This is a genomic window from Mesorhizobium sp. M1169, assembly GCF_040318345.1.
In the GTDB taxonomy this organism is placed as follows: domain Bacteria; phylum Pseudomonadota; class Alphaproteobacteria; order Rhizobiales; family Rhizobiaceae; genus Mesorhizobium.
Genome location: NZ_JAMYME010000066.1, coordinates 1 through 17,397, shown reverse-complemented (window position 1 = coordinate 17,397; position 17,397 = coordinate 1). Strand labels below are relative to the sequence as shown.

The following is a 17,397-nucleotide window of genomic DNA, read 5'->3' as shown; positions in this document are numbered from 1 at the left end:
CCCTTGCCGCCCGTCACCTTCGGCCAGCTCTGCAGACCTTCCGCTTCCATGATGTCGCGGAGCGTTAGCGCGGTCTCGATCACTTTATCCCACTCGACCCCCCTCGTGAGGCCGTCATCGAAAGCCGGGCTATCTCGGCAACGACAGCGCCAAAACCTCCGCGAAGACTCTCTTCGAAACAGGCGAGAACGGATTTTTCGTCGCCGGCTTCGACATAGATCACCCTTCCCGGAGGCAGGCCGGCCTATTCGATTGCCGGTGCGAACAGATCGGGCCGGGTAACGCACCACAGCACCTTGCCAACCGTGCGCGCGGTACGGCCGGCAGCAAACAGTGCCGCGGCCGCGCTGTCGACGGCGCCATTCCCTCTGCCCGCCACGTCGTGCAGACCGCCAAGGGCCAATCCGCCTCCCGGCAGCGCCCTGTCGATTGCGGCCACTCCAAACGGCAAAACCGTGCGGGCGCGCGCTTCCGCCTTCGAGACGCGCGATGCGTTCTCGAAGCTCGGAAATGGAAACGGGAAAGCCCGTGATAGGTTCTATATTTGTTCTCGTCTTGACTAAGAGTCAACCAGGATGATGTCGTGCCCCTGCGGAAGAGGCATTCGAAACCTTCGGCGGTCCAGAGCGCGGCCATGCGAGTTCCATTTTGGAGTTTGGGCGCCACGCAGTGTCCGAAAATTGTAGCATATTTCGGACTGATGTCTTGCGTTTGTCCGAAAATTGTAGCATATTTCGGACATGCCCAAAGTTAAGCCCGATGCCGATCTTCGCTCGCGCCTGCTTGCCCGCATTGAGTCCAAACCCGACGAGGTCTGGACCCCCGGCGACTTCGCCGATCTCGGCGCGCGCGCCGCCGTCGACAAAACCCTGCAGCGCCTGGCAGCCGCCGGGGAGCTGCGCCGGATCGACCGAGGCCTCTATGACCGGCCGCGCACGAACAACCTGACTGGCCGCGCCACCGTGCCGGATTATCGCGCTGTGATCCGCGCCGTCACGCGCCGCGATCGGGCGCGCGCCGTCATCGATGGAATGACGGCCGCCAACGACCTCGGCCTGACGACCGCCGTCCCCGCCCGGATAGAAGTGCTGGTCGATGCGCGGTTGAAGCCAATCAAGCTCGGCACGCAGGAAATCCACTTCAAATACGCTGCCCCTAGCCGCCTCTATTGGGCGGATCGGCCGGGGATGCGGGTCGTCCAGGCCTTGCATTGGATGCAGGACATGCTGACCCAGAAGGGCGAACGGAAGCGTGTCCAGGCGACGTTGCGCCGCCTGCTTGCCGACCCCAGGCATGGCGAGGCCATTCGCGAGGATCTGCGCGCCGGTCTCTCCGCCGTGCCGATCTGGATGCAGGAATTCCTCCGCGAAATCCTGAGGGCGGACCCGCACGAGGCGAAGCCATGACTACCGATGCTTACCGCCAGATCATCGCGGCATCCCCACGTGACCGGCTCGACCTGTTCCTGGCGACGGCCAATCGGATCGGAGCTCCGGTGGGCAATGTCGAAAAGGATTTCTGGGTCTGCTGGACCCTCAATTCGCTCTACCACGAACGGCCTGCGGGGGAGCCACGGCTGCTTTTCAAGGGCGGGACGTCGCTGTCAAAAGGCTATGGCCTCATCCAGCGTTTTTCCGAGGATATCGACGTTACCGTGTTTCGCGACGATCTCGACGAGGCTGTGTCCGTCGAAGAGCTTGAGGGACTGTCGAACAAGAAGCGCCGCGCCAAGCTCGACGCCATCCGGGACGCCTGCCGTGCGTATATCACAGGGCCACTGCGAGACTTCCTCACCGCTCAACTTGCCGACATCACCAACGGTGCCGGACGGGTGGAGCTCGACGAAGCCGATGCCGATGGTCAGACCCTGCTGCTCTGGTATCCCGAGGTCGAACCGCTTGATGGCGCCTATGTGCGACCGGTCATACGCCTTGAATCCGGGGCGAAATCGGCGCTCGATCCGAACCGCCCGATCGCGATCACGCCCTATGTCGCCGAGGAAGCGGCAGGCATTGATCTCATCGTCGCCGACGTGACCACGATCGAGGCGACCCGCACCTTTTGGGACAAGGTGGTGATCACCCAGGGATTGCGCCGTTGGTATGAGCGGCGCGGCGAATTGCGGCAGGAAGGCCAGCGGGTCTCCCGGCACTACTATGACTTGCATTGTCTTCTCGGATCCGAGACCGGGAAGGCAGCCCTCGGCGACCTCGCTCTTGGCGCCGATTGTGTGCGGCACGCACGAATGTTTTTCGACCGTCCCGACTATGACCTCGCCTCAGCAGTCCCGGGCAGCTTCGCGATCGCGCCCGCTCCAAAGATGGTGGACGCGCTCGCGCGCGACTACGCCAATACGACGGCCATGATCTTCGGCACTCCGCCGAGCTTCAACGACATCTTGGCATCGGCGCACCAGATCGAGCAGGACCTGAACAGCCGGGCCTAGCCACCTGCACTGGACCATCTCCGCTCTATTTTGGCAGCCGTCTTTCTGCCACACGCAATTCCTCGAGTGTTGACTGCCACCAGATTTCGCGGCCCAGTTTCGATCCGGATCGCGCGGGCCAAGTTTTTACCAGTTCGTCCAGCTTGGCCGGGCGCCATTGCCCCCAGACATAGATAGCCGCCGACGGAACCGCGGATGCGGGGCATGACGAGAGCGGAGCCTGCTCGAAATCAGCAGCTGCTTGTTCCCATGTCGTCGGAATAGCCGGCGCCTAGGCGGGGCCATTGAGACGTAGGGCGTCCATTGGTCCGCATGCGGTGCTTGCCTTCCCACCGTTGTGGCCAGCCGGTGGGAGAATCCTCCCACAACTCCTGCCTTCCATAGACGGTCAGGTCGAGCAGTCGATAGCAATTGTCCATCGCCTCGACGCCGCGCATCCATGTCCAGTAGGTCTCGAAGACCTTGGCGCCCTGCCGCAAGTAGCAAATCAGTTGCATCATGCCGATGCGGCGCCCAGCCAGAAGCATGTCCAGAGAGTCCTGCGCGGAGTACCATGGCATCTTCCAGCCCATGAAGCCGCGATACCGGAGGCTCTCTTCGAATGGGCCTTGCGCAAACGTGGCGTAGGTCACGTCTCGCGCATGAAAAGGCGAAAGCTCGCGGACCTGTGACGTGAACCAGGTGCAGCCCTCGCATTGCTCGGCCGACGGCTTGCCCTTGTGCCACATGAAGTAATACGCAATGAGCAGACGCCGGCCCTCAAAGGCATCCAAGAGCGTCAGGGCCCCGCTTTCACCGACAAGCGGGATGGCAGCGTCCACCTCGACCATCGGAAGACGTCGGCGTGCGGCGGCGATGGCATCGCCTTCTCTGGTATGAGCCTTCTCGCGCACCCGCAAGGCGTCCAGCTCTGTCTGGTAGGTAGCCCGATCGACCACCTTGGGAAGGGCCAGTTCCTGTTTCAAGATATCGCTCATGGGAGTGTCTCCATTAGACTGCTTCTTTGTACTGTTGTGTAGAGGCGCTGATCGCCAGCTCGACGCGTCTACAAATCGGCTTTCGTCGGAAACGACATTGTTCTTCATTCCTCAACTCGACTGCGCCCCAACCTCTCATTGCGCGTCGCGGGCTGCGAAACGCTCAATCAATCGGGCAACCGCCTCTGGATTATCGTTGAGCACATAATGACCAGCATCGGGAACCACCGCACCCTCGACATGGATCATGCCAACCGCGCGGTAGCCTTCGATGAATGTCGGAAGAAGCGCCGAGAAAAGCGATTTCTCGCCAACCGTTACTGTCAGCGGGACAGCATTCGGCGCTGCTTGCGATGCATTCCATTTCACGTTCTGGGGGATGGCTCGATAGATCTCGAACGCGGCATGGAGCTGAGGCACGTCATAGACCTTGACGTAGTATGCGCGTTCCTCGGCAGTAAAATTGCCGAGGTCAAAAAACCATCCGAGAAAAGCGTCCTGACGGCCGGGCACCAACTTCTCGGCGAGGCCAGGTGTCTGGATGAAGCCGACATGCCAAAGCCCGGCGCCCGCCTCTTTTGAGCCAGCAAGTCCGGCAATGGGCGTGTCGAGGATCATCGCTCCGCGCAGCGAGGCGGAAAAGCGACGGACATAGGCGTAGGTCACGTGAGCGCCGATATCATGCCCCACCACATATGGACGCACGAGATGCAGCGCTTCCGCGAGGCCGTGGATTTGAGTGGCCAAGTTGACGGCGTCGTAGCCGGCGGATGGCGGCGCTGATCGGCCAATCCCGGGAAGGTCCACGGCGACCACCGTGAACCGTTGCGCCAACTTGGGCATGATGCCTTGATATTCGACCCAGTTCTCAGGGAAGCCGTGAACCAGGATGACAGCCGGACCCTGTCCGCCGCGCACGTAGTGCAGGCTGCTTCCGTTGACCGTGACGTCGGCCGATGAAAAACCTGCGGGCGGCACGCCGAGCTGCATTGATTCGGCTGCGGCTGCGTTCAAAACGAGCGAAGCGAAGGCGGCGAGTGCGCTGATCATTAGACAATGAAAGAATTGCTTCGTCATGCTGACCTCCACTCGACTAGGTTCGACGCACGCCTCGAAAACAGTCGCGCAATTCCTGCGTAAAAATCGCAGGCTGCTCGAAGGCGGCGAAATGGCCGCCCTTGTTGAGCTCGTTCCAGTGAATAATGTTCGGATAGACCTTGTCCGCCCAACTGCGTGGCACTCGCACGATTTCCCGTGGAAAGATGCTGATGCCGACCGGAAAATCGACGACGCCTTGGTTTGGGCCGTGCCCATTGTTTTCGCGATAAAGTCGCGCCGCCGAGGCCGCCGTGTTGGTGAGCCAGTAAAGCGTGATGTCGTTGAGCATCTCGTCGCGCGTTAGCGCGCTCTCAGGAGCGCCGGTGTTGTCCGTCCACGCTTGAAACTTTTCATAGATCCAAGCGGCAAGACCGACAGGAGAGTCCGCTAATGAGTAACCAATCGTTTGCGGTCGCGTTGCTTGCTCTTGGAAGTAGCCGCTGCCGTCCGTACCGTGCCGTGCCATCGCGGTGATTGCCTCGCGCTCGGCCAGTGTCGCACCTTCCGTCGGCAGAGGTGATGGGATGGCAAGCGGAAGATTGAGATGGATCGCGATCAATCCTGAGGGCTTCTGCAGCGCAAGCGTGTTCGTGACGAAAGCCCCTAAGTCTCCGCCCTGCGCAACCCATCGAACATAGCCGAGCCTGTACACAAGCTCAGTCCAAGCGCGTGCGATGCGCTCGATATTCCAGCCGGGAGCTGACGGTTTGTCGGAGAAGCCGTAACCGGGCATCGACGGGACGATGACATGGAACGCGTCTTCCGCGCGGCCATCATGTGCAGTTGGGTCAGTAAGCGGGCCAATCACCTTCAAGAATTCGATGACCGAGCCCGGCCAGCCATGCGTGAGCACGATGGGCAACGCGTTCTCGTGTTTCGATCGCACGTGCAGGAAATGGATGCTAAGGCCGTCGATCTCGGTGCGGAATTGAGAAAAGGCGTTGATCTGAGATTCGAACCGTCGCCAGTCATACGAAGTACGCCAGTAGTCTACAAGCCGCTGCAACTGATGCAGCGGCACGCCCTGCGACCACCCTTTCTCTGTTTCGGCCTCAGGCCAACGGACCGCAGCAAGCCGACGCATGAGATCGCGCAGGGCCGTCTCCGGCACGGACACGCTGAATGGTATGATGGCGGGTCCAGCAACCGCGCGTTCGGCCAAGCCGGAAACCATGGCTGCGGTAATGGCGACCGCAGCGCCGGCCTGAATGACATCCCGCCGCGAGATCCTACCCGACATGATCTCCTCCAATTGGTCCGATCATCAACCGCCGCGCGGTCTCCTTGCTCGATCCTCGGCCAAGAGGTGGTCCAGCGCCGCCTGCCTTTTCGGCGGCGGTGAGGACCGTCTCGGCAATAATGCGTTTCTCGGCCGAAGGCGGCGGATTTTCGGATTCGCCGACTCCCGGCAGATCGAATGCCGCGGCGCAGTTGTCCTTTCCGAGTTTAGGAAGGACACCTTTCCAGGCTAGGCTGGTCTGCGGCCAGCCATGCAACAGGATCAGACAGGGTTTCCGGGCGTCGCCGGCTTGACGAACCGGGAGCGACGAGCCGCCGAGTGCGACCTTGCAATCTCGGCCATGATCGAACTCGGACAAGAAGAGGTACTCGCAGTAGGCCGCCTCGATGTTCGGCGTGCCCCAGGCCTCATGCCATCGGCGGGATATCTGCCTGATGTCGGTCATCTGCGACCTCGTCGCGGCTCGGTTGCGCTTGGGTCAGTGTCAACCCGACGGCCGTCTAACCCATGAAGGAGCAATGAGTTCCAAGAACACACCACGTCTAGTATGGTATGCGGGGCATACGTTTGCGTATGATTGGAGGACCATAAATGCGCATGAAGGACTGGGATGATTTCAAAACGGTGTTGGCAGTGCTTCGTAGCGGTTCGATCGGCGGTGCAGCTCGCGTACTGAGATCGACCCAGCCCACAGTCAGTAGGCGCCTGCATGACCTTGAGAAAAGATTAGGCTTTTGCTTATTCGAGCGAGATGTCGATGGAGCGAGGCCGACGCCGGTGTGCCAATCTCTCCAAGCTTACTTGGAGAGAATGGAAAATGCCGCGCTTCATGTTGAGCGCCGGCTAGCGTCGAGCGGAGACGGCCTTCAGGGCTCAATTACCGTCACAAGTTTAGACTGGGTGGCGAACTGGATTCTGGCGCCAATCCTCGCTGAATTTGGTCGGCAACACTCGGAACTTGAATTGAAACTCATCACAACGGACCAGCTTCTCAACCTTTCTAGAGGCGAAGCCGACATCGCCTTCCATTTTCTCCCCTTCAAGGAGCAAGATATTCTGGTGCGGAAGGTGGTCGATGTTCGATACGGCTTTTATTGCTCCGAACACTATCTCGCCACACACGCACCTGTAGATGGACCACATGGCGGGCTTGGGCACTTTCTCGTTGGATTTAATGATCCAACGGACATCCTGAGTAATAGTGTGCGCTCGGTTATGCCAAAATCCAACGTCATTCTGACGACAAACAATATAACTTCTCAACTCAATGCCGCCGAATCAGGAACCGCCATCGCGGTACTGCCCTGTGCTCTTGCCGATGGACGGGGGAGTCTTGTCGCCTTGCAGCTCGGCACCCGAGCGTTAGTGGTCCCTCTGAAGCTTGGTATGCATTCTCAACTGCGGAATGTGCCGCGCATACGCGCATTTATGGATTTCGTGATTCCCGCAGTAAGGCGCCGATTAGGGCCACCTATGGGCCGCCGGCACGAAAAGGACGGATCGTGAAACGCCCCCGGTTCATTGGAAATTGACGCGACTTCGAAGGCCGGACGACGACCACTATCCGAACGACGAGGAACTGTTGTCCATCGGCGCCCCCATCGGCTGCCTGCTCGGCCTTGTGCGCATCGGCATCCACCACGAGCGGCTACCGCCCGGCCGGCGCACGTCCTATCCGCACGCGAAGAGCGCCGAGGAGGAATTCGTCTATGTGCTGGAGGGGACGCCGGACGTCTGGATCGATGGGACGCTGCATCGGCTCGCGCCCGGCGACGCGGTAGCCTTCCCCGGCGGCACGGGCATCTGCCACACGTTGCTGAACAACACCGAGGTGCGCTTGCTCGTCGTCGGCGAGCGTCCGAAGCCCGAGAACAGAATCCACTACCCGCTGAACCCGGACCACGAGCGTACGCGCAGCGACGCCTAGACGAATGTGGCGCCCCGGGTGCTGGGCGGCCACGACGGTCGCGCCCGCGCCCCGGGCGCGAAGGGCGACCCGCCGGCGCGGGACGACCAAGGGCCTCAGTAGCCCTCATGACAGTCCAGCACCGATCGAGCGGGCCCGCGGGGAGGTACTGGGCGCGGGGGCAGACGTAGAGTCGCCCGCCGTCGGCAGACCTACGAAGGCCTGGTCGCCTCTGTCTAAAGGCCGGAGTCGCAGGAGCCGTGGTCCTTCGGACTTATCTGTCGCGGTTGGGACTCAAGGCGAACTCCGGCGACACAATCTTCAGCGATCCGGCAGCGTCGCCACCGCCCTGGGCGCACCTTGGGCGGCACGCTGGCGGCAACTGCGGCCCCTCGGGCTCGGGCAAGACGGTGGTCCAGAACTTCCTGCATGCCGAGATGAGGAAGGCCGGAGCGCAGCAGGTGTTCATCGACAAGGACCGCGGCGCCGAGATCTTCGTACGCGCGCTGCTGGGAGTCTATCTCATCCTGAATCCGGCGAGCCCACCGGCTTCGCGCCCTTCAAGGCGCTCGCCGACACCCCGCCGATCCTTCCTGGTCGCGCGTATGGCCATACGTTGTTGTATGGTGTCAATGCACATTCTTGCCCTTGCAACAATTTTACTTCAGGCGCAGAAAACCCTTTTTAAGGCGATGCTGTGGCGCACTTGAGCGCTAGTGAGGCAGTCGTGTTCTCCGAACGAGCAATAAGATGGCGCGTCCGGCGACAGATCATTGGGGAGAGAAGCATGATGACAAAGCATCACGCCGGAGCCAAGAGCGAAGATTGATCGTCCTACGGCACCTATAGTTGAACAGATTTAAGGACGACGGACCGACCCGTCTTGTGGGCGCAAACACCCGGAGGAAGAGCTCGTGGTGGACATCTCGTAACGACGAGCGGCCGGATCGTCAGGAACATACAGGTACTTTGAGCAGACTTAAAACTGGAGGAAGAACATGCTCAGTAGAATTATGTACGCGACTCTATACGTGGCGGATCAAGACAAGGCGCTCGATTTTTATACGAAGATTCTCGGCTTCGGGAAGCGCGCTGATTTCAGCGGACCGGAGGGCCGCTTCCTGACGATAGCGCTCAACGGACAAGGCCCTGATGTGCTCCTCTGGCCTGGCGTCTCTGGTCGAGCTGACGCGACGGCCGGATCGCCTTCGATCGCTATTCCGGGACCGCTAATCATCGAGTCAGATGATCTTAGAAAGGACTTCGACGAACTTCGAGCCCGCGGCGTCAAGTTCGCGGACGCCGAGCCGGAGGACTATCCATTCGGCATGCGCGTGACAGCTCTCGACCCGGACGGCAACCGAGTTTCCCTTCGCCAGACGCGGAAATAGCAGCGCCGTCCAGGAGGACTGACGGCCTGACTTCGACGGACCAGAATCAGGAATCGCGCAATGACGTTCAGAGTTCGCGGGAAGAGATCGGCAGCTCCTGTCGCAGCATTTTCCGTATCGAGGACGCGGCTTCAAATTACGAACGATCTTCGTAATTGTCGTTTTCCATTTAATTCTGCGAATCCGACCTCAACGATTTCAGTATGTTGCCGGCGCACTTAATTTGAAAATGAGCAGTTAATTTGATAATGCACATTGGCTTTTGTCACTTTATGTGAGAATGACGCTCGCGATTTTTTTCTCGCGAGCCTGCGATGACTGACCCCTCCCCCGACGAGATTGATGAGGCGCTTTGGGACGAAGCGTGCAGACGGGCAGATGCGATCCGCAGCTTCCTGAAGCGGAGCCTGCCAGCGCGACGGCCGCAGATGTTGCGGAACTCGCGGCCAGGCTCGGCCTGAGCCAAGCGACAGCATACCGGCTGATAAAGCTGTTCCGCGCCGGCGGGATCATCCTGTCGCTGGTAGATCGTAAACGTGGGCGACCACAGGGGCACCGCGTACCGGGCGATATCCGCGCGACCGTTTCCGGCAGAAGCCGATCCGCAACGCTAGCAAGAAAGCATTCCAGCCGCGACCCGACTTTGGCTCTACTATCGACAACGATGCCGAATGAGGTCCGCCCGGCGAACTGCTCTCCGTCCTCGATGATTGTAGTCAGCGCATTGTGCGCCGAGAGCGGGTTCACGGCATCGTCGAGCTCGACATCGGAGAGTTTCTTTCTGCCGACCATTCCCCTCCTGCTCCTCGAGGGAAAGCCCGTTCCATGCTTTCAGGCCATGCAGGGTGTTTTTGCACGATCACGTAGCTTCCCCCCACAAAGAGAGGTCCTCCTCGCCGAGGATCGTGGCCTTGACAGCGCCCTCATCCACCGGGCTTTCGGTCCCACGGTGTTTGTCAGGAATGATAGCAATTGCAGCTTGCCGGTGGCGACGACCTTTGCTTGCCTACCCTATTCCGCCACAAGAGGAGGCAAGCATGGAACGGTTTTACTTGGTGGCGATTGTGACGCTGCTTTGCAGCCTGATGGTATTTGGTATGGCGCTAACAGTCGCCAGAACACATAAGAGTACGGGCATTCTCGCCCCGACCATGACTGGCGATCCGCTCCTTGAACGGACCATTCGCGCCCACTCAAACTCGGTCGAATGGCTGCCGATTTTCCTGCCGTCGATGTGGCTTTTCGCCGTCTATTGGAGCGCGCCATGGGCGGCTGCATTGGGACTGCTTTGGATGGTCGGAAGGATTGTCTACTTCGTCGGTTACCTGTCGGCGCCGATGAAGCGGTACCCCGGCTTCTTCATTCAATCGCTCGCCGCGTTCGCTCTGCTCTTTGGTGCTCTTGGCAGGATCATCTATATAATGATGCAGGGATAACTGAGGCGCTCAGGCGCGGCCACACGAAATGTCCGTGATAACCGTAAGACGCATCCGGAGTCCTTCCGGGCTTCAAGACGAACTGCGCTCCGGCGCATAATCGGCCGAGTCCGGCGAGGCGCAAGCTCATTCCCAAGGCCGGTACACCTGGGGAGTTCCGGCCCTTGGGCATTCCCAGGGTCAAGGCCCGCATTGTACAAAGCGCGGTCAAAACACTTGTGGAGCCAATCTTCGAGGCGCAATTCTGGCATGTTTCCTATGGGTTCGGGCCCGGACGGAGCACGCACGGCGCCTTGAGCATATCCGCCGGGCTGCCCAGTCGCATAAACGCGGCGGGGATACCCGGAGGCACGGGATACCACATCCGTGGGTCATCGAGGGAGACATCAGGGGCTACTTTGACGACATCAACCATCACTATGTGATGGAAGGGTTACGCAAACGCGTCGCCGACCAGCGGGTGGTACGGTTGGTCGGGCAGTTCCTGAAAGCCGGCATGCTGGCGCAGGAGCAGTTCTTCCGCACGGAAGCCGGAACCCCGCAGGGTGGGATTGAGTCCAGGGCCGGACGTCGCGCCCTGCGATGATCGTCAGGTAGTCGTCCTCCAGCCGGAAAACTGGGGCCCGACTTTCCGCAAAGGGTCGCAGGCGGCAGACCAGCGTGAACGTGCTGAGCAGCAGCGTTGCGAAGTAAACTGGCTTTCGTATTTCGGATTCAGCGCTCCGCGAAACCTATGACTTTCGGGCCATTCTCTTGGCCGCGAAGGTCGCCTCCAAGCCGAGAACCGGGCCGACCCGTCCTAGCCTCCAACCTTCTGCCAGACGGAGATGTGCTTGTCGCTGGTCTGCGTGAACGGCTCCCTTTTCCAGCCACTCCATCGCTCTTTGAGCGTCAGGCCGGCTAGTCGCGCCATGAGGTCGAGCTCAGCCGGCCAAGCATAGCGGAACGGAACCGAAAAGCGCTGACAGATGCCGTGCCTGAGCCATATGTGATGGGACGAGAAAGTCTGGTTCACCACGTCGAACTCGTCGATGCCCCAATGCGTCTTGCTGCGGTCGAACGCCAGCATCGTCTCCCCGACCGGGAGCCGCCGAAGCGGCGGTACACCGACCTCGATCAGGAAGCGGCCACCCAGTTCGAGATGCGCGGCCGCGTTTTGGAAACAGGCGACCTGAGCGTCCTGCGACGCCAAGTTATTGATCGTGTTGAAGACCAGATAGACGAGCGAAAACTGTCCCACGACCCGTGTCCTGGCCATGTCACCGATAGCCACCGGGATTTCCGCGCCTCCCATTTTTGCGCGAAGGCGGGCTGCCATCGGCCGGGAAAGCTCTATGCCTTCTACCTGCACCCCTCTCCGTGCGAGCGGAAGTGCCAAACGGCCGGTCCCGATCGCGAACTCCAGCACGCGTCCGCCTCCTGCGAGTTCGGCTAAGAGATCAACGGCCGGGTCGACGACCTCGGGCGCCGACATCCTGTCATCGTCATCGTAGGTCGCCGCAACCTTTTCATCGAAGTATCCGTCGTCATGCATTTCCGTTTGCCTTTCTGCTGGTGATCTGCTCCGGGGAGGCTGTGCTAGCGCGCGGCGCCGGTTCGCGGGCGGCGTGAATCCGCGGCCGCCTCGAGAAGGGATCAGCGAGGGCTTCGACCCATCCGCACGGGATCGGCGGTTCCTCGGGTCCGGTTGCCTCCATGCCGGCGGCTTGCAATCGGTTTGGCCCCGTGCCGCTTCCGACCGCGCCATATCGGGCGATCTCGCGAATATCATCGCGTGCGATGCCCATATCTGTCAGATCGCGATCCGACAGGCGCCGCAGCGCATGTTCAGTCTCGCTGCGTTGCCGCCAACCCGCTATGACGAAGCCCCGAACAGGTAGGGCCCGCAGGCTCGCCAAAAGGCCACGGGCGAGGCGCTCCGGCACTTCGATCATCTGCAGTTCGAGTGTCATAACTGTCACCCGCGGATGCGTAGCGTTGGTGCAAACCTAGTGAAGTGCCCACCGACATGTTATCGCTAGTCTGACAAATTGTATTTCTGAGCCGCCATGATCGCTCGCGACAACCTGATTAATGTTCATCTGCCGGAAGACGGCTCTGGCGATTATCCGCACACCGCCGTCGCTCAGGGCGGAGTCGAGCCGGCGGGGCAGACCTACGCGTTCCATGCGCATCACCGCGCGCAGCTTTTTCAGATCGTGCGAGGTTCGCTGAGGCTGGAAACGCAGCGAGGCTACTTCATCGTGCCGCCCGAACGCGCCGTGTTCGTGCCGTCCGGGGTCCTTCATGAAGTGACCTATCTGCAGGACACCGATCGCAGCTATCTCTTCTTCCGGCCCGATGCGGTCATAAATCTGCCCTCGGATGTCTCCGTGATCGGGACGACGCCGCTGCTGCGCGAACTCATTCTGGCCTTTCTCGAAGTACCCCGTGCGGAGGCCGGCAGCGCCCGCGCCGAACGACTGGTCGCAGTCATTCTCGACCAGCTTCGGGCGAGTCCGGTCGCGCCGTTGTCTCGGGCCCTCGCCGAAGACATCCGGAACGACCCGGGTGCAGACTGGCCGCTCGATGAGATTGCGTCATGCGCCGCCATGTCCCCGCGCAGCCTCCAGCGTCACTTCCAGTCGGAGACTGGCATGAGTTTTCGCGCCTGGCGGCAGCAGGCGAAACTCCTCAAAGCGGTGGAGTGGCTCGCCGCCGGCCGAAGCGTCGGCGACATCGCCTTCTCGCTCGGCTACTCTGGCCCGAGCGCCTTCATCGCGGTGTTTCACGCGGCCTTCGGTGCCTCTCCTGGAAAGTATTTTCAAGAGCCATCTCCGGAAGCTTAACGCGGTGTCGCTCCGCTGACGCTTCAAAGCCAAGCCCGCGCGCCTCACTGATAAGAGCTTTCGGCGCGGGTATCCCTTGTCTCATCGCCCTGTCAACGCCCTTAATGAGCGAAACCAAGCTGTCGCGCGCTCGCTCGTCGAGTGCGCCTTTCGGCCGCCATGCAGGAGATCATCAAGCTCATCCAATCAGCCGGATTTTGTGTCGGGGTCTGGCTGGCTGAATTCCACATAAGATGCAGGTCGTCCGGCACGAAGACGACCCTCCACGATCCTTTGATCCCGTTGGCAAGGTTGTAGGCGAGGACGGTCATGGCGGGGCACTCCTTTCGCCGTGGAGCGTGCCTATCTCACGGGGAAATTCCATCACCAGAGTAGTATTGACGCTTGCGCTTTCTCAGAGATCCAACGTCCACGTGCTGCCGGAAGGTGCAGCTACCTTTTTGTGCATCTCGATGGAACACGGGACCGCCGCGAAAGTTCGGTGCACGCAGCGAATCCTCCCCCTCCAGGTATTGCTGCAGATCGCTATCCCGATCGGCCCGCGCTCCCAGCAAGGCGTGGGCCTCGGCCTGTGGTGCTCATGCCATCTACTTCGATCCGCAAGATGGAATATGATCTGGATAGAAGGACCCTCTCTGTGTGGTTCGTCGCCAGCGGCAAGCGGTACGAGTTTGAGGGGGTACCGCCGGAAACCTTTGCCGCGTTCCGGGCCGCGTTCGCCAAGGGCCGCTATTTCAACGACCACATCCGCAATAATTTCCGCTACCGTCTGGTTGCGAGCGATAGCGACCCGGGATGACCTGACCTGCCGGCGGCTCAGTCGTCCTATCGCTCCAACCGGCGGTTGGTGGACGCGTTGCCGCTGTGGCGCTTAGGGTTGATTACGGTCCGCGCTCACTTGGCAAGCCCACCCCCCGCATCCCCCCGCCTAGTGCAAAGCGTTTGATCGGTCCCGCCGTTCTGGCAGTGCGGCGGGACTTTTTGCGGTCCAGGTGGAGCATCGGCGCGCGGGGAAGGCGCGGTGCATGCAGCACCTTTTCTCATCCAACGTACCCGGTGGCGCGCTGAAGGTCTCAACGTCGGTCTGCCGCCGGAGCTCAACTAGCTGGACTATTGCTCGACCGGAAGCGGCTCGTGCTGGGACTCAGCGTGGTGGAAGACCTGTCCAAGATCGCGCGCGTCGAACGTTTGGCCGCAGACTGGGCAGTAGACCAAGTGCTTCGACTCGTCCTCTACCGGCCCGTCATGCGGCCTGCCCTCATAGCCCGTCGCGATGTTGTCGGTTCTAATCCGGGGCAACGACAAGTGCCTTTCGTCGGTTTGGCGGCCTATATTTCTCCACCAACCGGACCTTGTCACGGTCGACCGTGACCAGCGGCCCGAGTTCGATCGTCACGGTGTCCTCGTCGATGCGCGTGACCTCGCCTTTCAGGTCGATTTGCTGGCCTCGGTTCACCTTGGTGTGGTCGATCATGGAATGTGGGAAGTCGTAACCTGGGAAAGAGACGGTTACGCGGTCCTCTGTTATCCGCCTTCGAACCGTGGCAGTAATCGCCACCTGGTCACCAATGCCTATTCCCCGAGCCATGCCATGGATTCTGGTGCGGGCAGCGTCTTCTTCAAGAGGCTTCTAATATACGCCCGGCATCCTAAGGCTGACCTATGACCAGAGTTACAAAAGTTGAACTTCATCGGGGAACACTCCTTCTGTCTGCCTGTTCGATTTGCCAGGCGCATCCCGCGCATTCAGACAGGAGAAAGAAGATGAAACGCATCCTTTTGGCTTCGGCCGTGCTGGCAGTGTCGGCAGGGCTTTCCTTTGCCCAGACGACCAGCGGAACTTCGAGCGGAACCTCGACGAGCGGAACCTCGACCACGACAACCATGCCCAGTACGACGGATCAGGGCACCGGCACGACGAGCAGCGGGACCAACATGTCCGGCGATCAGGGCACCGACACGACCACCACCAGCGGCACCACAAATCCGAACTCGGCCAGAGACTGCGCGCCCGGCCAGCAGACTGGCAGCGCCCAGCAGGCTGCGCCAGGTCAGCAGGACACGACAGCCAACACCGCCGCGCCAGGCCAGGTGAAAAAGACCGACGAAGGTTGCTGATTGTCGGCGCAGGGAAGATGCAAGCGCCTTTGAACAGCCCAAGGGTGCGGCCCTGTCCGGCCGGATATGGAGCGGACGAACCGATAGATGGGAGCTCGACGGCTAGGGCACGCGTCCAGCGCAGCGCGTCCCTGGCGTCTTCCGGGTTACTGGAGAAGCAAGCCAGATTCGGGCCATGGCAAGCGTGCTTCACCTGCCGCGGCCCGCCCGTCCAAGACGCGTAGCAAGTGCCGTCGCGTGAAGGCACCCGGGCATCGCGATCGATCGTAACCTTTCACTGCAATGAGCGCGGCTCATCGCCGATCATGTGACCTGATATCCACTCCCACTGGTCGTCGCGGAGGATCAGACGATCCATAATTCCCATGGCTGCCTGCAAAAGACAGCCTTGAATCTGATCTGCTCAGAAGTTGAAATCGGGTGTGCTCGAAGCCTGCTGGCGGATCGGCGGCTGCAGCACCGCCGAACTTGCGGCCATGAATGTCATGCGACAAGGCCCCGATGTCCAGTTCGTACGCGCTTCGCCGGTCAAAGCTTTCGGCATAAATTGTCGGCCGCCGGCCAACGCTACCGTGCATTTCCAGGAGAGGATCCCGACGAGCGTGCCATCACGCGCTACACGGCGGTTACGCGGATATCACGGAGGTCCGCTTAGCGACAATCACGGGAGTGATCGACGAACTCGAAAGACAGGCGGCCGAAAACCTCGGAGCTCAATGTTCGAAGAAAGGGCGGCAAGACGATCGTCGATGGCGAAGTCGAGTTGGATGCGCTCGTGATGGTGGTCGTCGGTTCGACGGCAGGCGGCCCTAAGAGCCGGCCCGTCTTATTCGGCTTGCCTGGAATCAAGGAACATGGGGAGGAGTCTTTTGTTCGGAAGTTATAGGAACCGGATCTATGAGAGCGACTGAGAATGAGACAAGACATTGTGGCTGGCGCGAAGTTCCCCGACTACGTTCTTCCCGACCACACCAAGACGCCACGGCGGCTGTCGGACCTGCAGGGCGACCAGCTGATGATCGTGATGCTGACGCGTGGGTTCTTCTGCCCAAAGGACCGGCAGCAAATGCTCGAACTGGTGCGGTTTCACCCGCAATTGGTCGTCGGCTACACCCAGCTCGTCACGATCACCACGGATGATTGGCATACGACCAACAATTACCGCCAGCAGACCTCGGCACCTTGGCCCTTTCTGTGTGACGAGGAACGGCTCGTGCAGAAGGACCTGGACATCAAGGAATACACCGACACCACGCACGACGTGATGATCCCGCACACGATCGTGCTCGGGCGGGACCTCGAAGTCTTCAAGGTCCACAACGGTTATTATTACTGGGGCCGCCCCTCCACCGCCGAATTGCACGCAGAACTGCGCGAACTGGCGCGAAGAACCTATCGCGACTGGGACATCACCGAACCCGAGCTGCGGGAGAAATGGAAGAAAGGCGATAAATCCGACTTCTACCCCTATGGCGGGAATTCCATCTCCATGGAGACACTCATGCTCCAGATGGCCGGAGCGGTCGACCAATATGCCGGCCCGGCAAAGAGAAGCTGAACGGATGAAGGCAGCATCGCTCGCGGCGGTCTTCTCGCGGTGACGCTTTTCGTCCAGCCACGCTTGGTAATCGAACCTTTTTCCGATCCGGGCCTGCTACTGGATTTCCGCTTCGGCAACAGGGCCATGCTGTTCGATCTCGGAGATCTTTCGACGCTTTCGCCGCTTGAAATCTGGGGATCTCGCGCGTCTTCGTGACGCATATGCATATCGATCACTTCAGCGGTTTCGATCGCCTGCTCAGGCTGTGTTTCATGTCCTGGTCCTCTGGATGGGCCAGAACGAACCTCAAACCGGATTAGATCACAGGGGTCTCAGACCGACTATGACATCGTGTGCCTTCAGGAATTGAAGACTTCGGATGAGAAATTTCCCGCGGAAGCCGTCAGGAACGCCGGT

21 protein-coding genes and 2 pseudogenes are annotated in these 17,397 nt (G+C 60.5%); 14 read left to right on the top strand and 9 right to left on the bottom strand.

Going from position 1 to position 17,397, the window contains the following annotated elements:
* Positions 1–103: 103 nt before the first annotated feature.
* Positions 104–533, bottom strand: a pseudogene (locus NKH41_RS32335) (ImuA family protein); the annotation flags it as partial.
* Between the two features lie 207 nt (positions 534–740).
* Here NKH41_RS32335 and NKH41_RS32330 point away from each other — a divergent pair.
* A complete protein-coding gene (locus NKH41_RS32330; protein ID WP_352823593.1) occupies positions 741–1,406 on the top strand; it encodes a DUF6088 family protein in 666 nt (221 codons plus the stop codon).
* Positions 1,403–2,446, top strand: a complete 1,044-nt coding sequence (locus NKH41_RS32325) for a nucleotidyl transferase AbiEii/AbiGii toxin family protein (protein ID WP_352935701.1) — start codon at positions 1,403–1,405, stop codon at positions 2,444–2,446. The genes NKH41_RS32330 and NKH41_RS32325 overlap by 4 nt, the downstream gene beginning before the upstream one ends.
* 230 nt (positions 2,447–2,676) lie before the next feature.
* Here NKH41_RS32325 and NKH41_RS32320 read toward each other — a convergent pair whose 3' ends face one another.
* The 4 genes from NKH41_RS32320 to NKH41_RS32305 all read right to left on the bottom strand — a co-directional run bounded on the left by NKH41_RS32320 (position 2,677) and on the right by NKH41_RS32305 (position 6,206).
* Entirely contained in the window at positions 2,677–3,411 is a 735-nt protein-coding gene (locus tag NKH41_RS32320; protein ID WP_352935698.1) for a DUF899 family protein, read from the bottom strand.
* A 147-nt stretch (positions 3,412–3,558) separates the two neighbouring features.
* Positions 3,559–4,500 (bottom strand): alpha/beta fold hydrolase, encoded by a 942-nt coding sequence (locus tag NKH41_RS32315; RefSeq protein WP_352935695.1) that lies wholly within the window; start codon positions 4,498–4,500, stop codon positions 3,559–3,561.
* A gap of 16 nt (positions 4,501–4,516) precedes the next feature.
* Entirely contained in the window at positions 4,517–5,761 is a 1,245-nt protein-coding gene (locus NKH41_RS32310; protein ID WP_352935692.1) for an epoxide hydrolase family protein, read from the bottom strand.
* Positions 5,751–6,206 carry an alpha/beta fold hydrolase gene (locus NKH41_RS32305; RefSeq protein WP_352935690.1) on the bottom strand — a complete coding sequence of 152 codons (456 nt, stop codon included), beginning with the start codon at positions 6,204–6,206 and terminating at the stop codon, positions 5,751–5,753. The genes NKH41_RS32310 and NKH41_RS32305 overlap by 11 nt, the downstream gene beginning before the upstream one ends.
* A gap of 146 nt (positions 6,207–6,352) precedes the next feature.
* On the opposite strand from NKH41_RS32305, the gene NKH41_RS32300 reads away from it, so the two are divergent.
* From NKH41_RS32300 to NKH41_RS32275, 6 genes and pseudogenes are all read left to right on the top strand, one after another.
* Complete coding sequence (locus NKH41_RS32300) at positions 6,353–7,267, top strand: LysR family transcriptional regulator (protein ID WP_352935687.1); 915 nt, start codon at positions 6,353–6,355, stop codon at positions 7,265–7,267.
* A 22-nt stretch (positions 7,268–7,289) separates the two neighbouring features.
* Positions 7,290–7,688 (top strand): cupin domain-containing protein, encoded by a 399-nt coding sequence (locus NKH41_RS32295; RefSeq protein WP_502906078.1) that lies wholly within the window; start codon positions 7,290–7,292, stop codon positions 7,686–7,688.
* Between the two features lie 362 nt (positions 7,689–8,050).
* A pseudogene (locus tag NKH41_RS34315) lies at positions 8,051–8,238 on the top strand (hypothetical protein); the annotation flags it as partial.
* A 427-nt stretch (positions 8,239–8,665) separates the two neighbouring features.
* Positions 8,666–9,058, top strand: coding sequence for a VOC family protein (locus tag NKH41_RS32285; protein ID WP_352935681.1), 393 nt, complete (start codon positions 8,666–8,668; stop codon positions 9,056–9,058).
* Between the two features lie 364 nt (positions 9,059–9,422).
* Positions 9,423–10,184 carry a helix-turn-helix domain-containing protein gene (locus NKH41_RS32280; RefSeq protein ID WP_352935678.1) on the top strand — a complete coding sequence of 254 codons (762 nt, stop codon included), beginning with the start codon at positions 9,423–9,425 and terminating at the stop codon, positions 10,182–10,184.
* On the top strand, positions 10,096–10,494 hold the full coding sequence (locus tag NKH41_RS32275; protein ID WP_352775612.1) for an MAPEG family protein: 399 nt from the start codon (positions 10,096–10,098) through the stop codon (positions 10,492–10,494). Before NKH41_RS32280 ends, NKH41_RS32275 begins: the two co-directional genes overlap by 89 nt.
* A 799-nt stretch (positions 10,495–11,293) precedes the next feature.
* Here NKH41_RS32275 and NKH41_RS32265 read toward each other — a convergent pair.
* A complete protein-coding gene (locus NKH41_RS32265; protein ID WP_352935672.1) occupies positions 11,294–12,028 on the bottom strand; it encodes a class I SAM-dependent DNA methyltransferase in 735 nt (244 codons plus the stop codon).
* Positions 12,021–12,446, bottom strand: coding sequence for a DUF1127 domain-containing protein (locus tag NKH41_RS32260; RefSeq protein WP_352935670.1), 426 nt, complete (start codon positions 12,444–12,446; stop codon positions 12,021–12,023). The genes NKH41_RS32265 and NKH41_RS32260 overlap by 8 nt, the downstream gene beginning before the upstream one ends.
* Positions 12,447–12,542: 96 nt before the next feature.
* On the opposite strand from NKH41_RS32260, the gene NKH41_RS32255 reads away from it, so the two are divergent.
* The gene (locus NKH41_RS32255; RefSeq protein WP_352935667.1) at positions 12,543–13,322 is read left to right on the top strand and encodes a helix-turn-helix transcriptional regulator; all 780 of its coding nucleotides are present in this window, start codon (positions 12,543–12,545) and stop codon (positions 13,320–13,322) included.
* Positions 13,323–13,423: 101 nt separating this feature from the next.
* Here NKH41_RS32255 and NKH41_RS32250 read toward each other — a convergent pair whose 3' ends face one another.
* Positions 13,424–13,633 carry a hypothetical protein gene (locus tag NKH41_RS32250; RefSeq protein WP_352503899.1) on the bottom strand — a complete coding sequence of 70 codons (210 nt, stop codon included), beginning with the start codon at positions 13,631–13,633 and terminating at the stop codon, positions 13,424–13,426.
* 269 nt (positions 13,634–13,902) lie between these two features.
* On the opposite strand from NKH41_RS32250, the gene NKH41_RS32245 reads away from it, so the two are divergent.
* The gene (locus NKH41_RS32245; RefSeq protein WP_023722567.1) at positions 13,903–14,121 is read left to right on the top strand and encodes a KTSC domain-containing protein; all 219 of its coding nucleotides are present in this window, start codon (positions 13,903–13,905) and stop codon (positions 14,119–14,121) included.
* Positions 14,122–14,607: 486 nt separating this feature from the next.
* Here the strand turns inward: NKH41_RS32245 and NKH41_RS32240 are convergent, their stop codons facing one another.
* A complete protein-coding gene (locus tag NKH41_RS32240; protein ID WP_352823589.1) occupies positions 14,608–14,796 on the bottom strand; it encodes a hypothetical protein in 189 nt (62 codons plus the stop codon).
* A gap of 290 nt (positions 14,797–15,086) precedes the next feature.
* On the opposite strand from NKH41_RS32240, the gene NKH41_RS32235 reads away from it, so the two are divergent.
* The 4 genes from NKH41_RS32235 to NKH41_RS32220 all read left to right on the top strand — a co-directional run bounded on the left by NKH41_RS32235 (position 15,087) and on the right by NKH41_RS32220 (position 17,300).
* Positions 15,087–15,440 (top strand): hypothetical protein, encoded by a 354-nt coding sequence (locus NKH41_RS32235; RefSeq protein ID WP_352456137.1) that lies wholly within the window; start codon positions 15,087–15,089, stop codon positions 15,438–15,440.
* A gap of 410 nt (positions 15,441–15,850) precedes the next feature.
* A complete protein-coding gene (locus NKH41_RS32230) occupies positions 15,851–16,219 on the top strand; it encodes a DUF3182 family protein (protein ID WP_352935664.1) in 369 nt (122 codons plus the stop codon).
* Between the two features lie 134 nt (positions 16,220–16,353).
* The gene (locus NKH41_RS32225; protein ID WP_352503897.1) at positions 16,354–16,998 is read left to right on the top strand and encodes a redoxin domain-containing protein; all 645 of its coding nucleotides are present in this window, start codon (positions 16,354–16,356) and stop codon (positions 16,996–16,998) included.
* A gap of 203 nt (positions 16,999–17,201) precedes the next feature.
* Positions 17,202–17,300 (top strand): hypothetical protein, encoded by a 99-nt coding sequence (locus NKH41_RS32220; RefSeq protein WP_352775596.1) that lies wholly within the window; start codon positions 17,202–17,204, stop codon positions 17,298–17,300.
* The last annotated feature ends 97 nt before the right edge of the window (positions 17,301–17,397 follow it).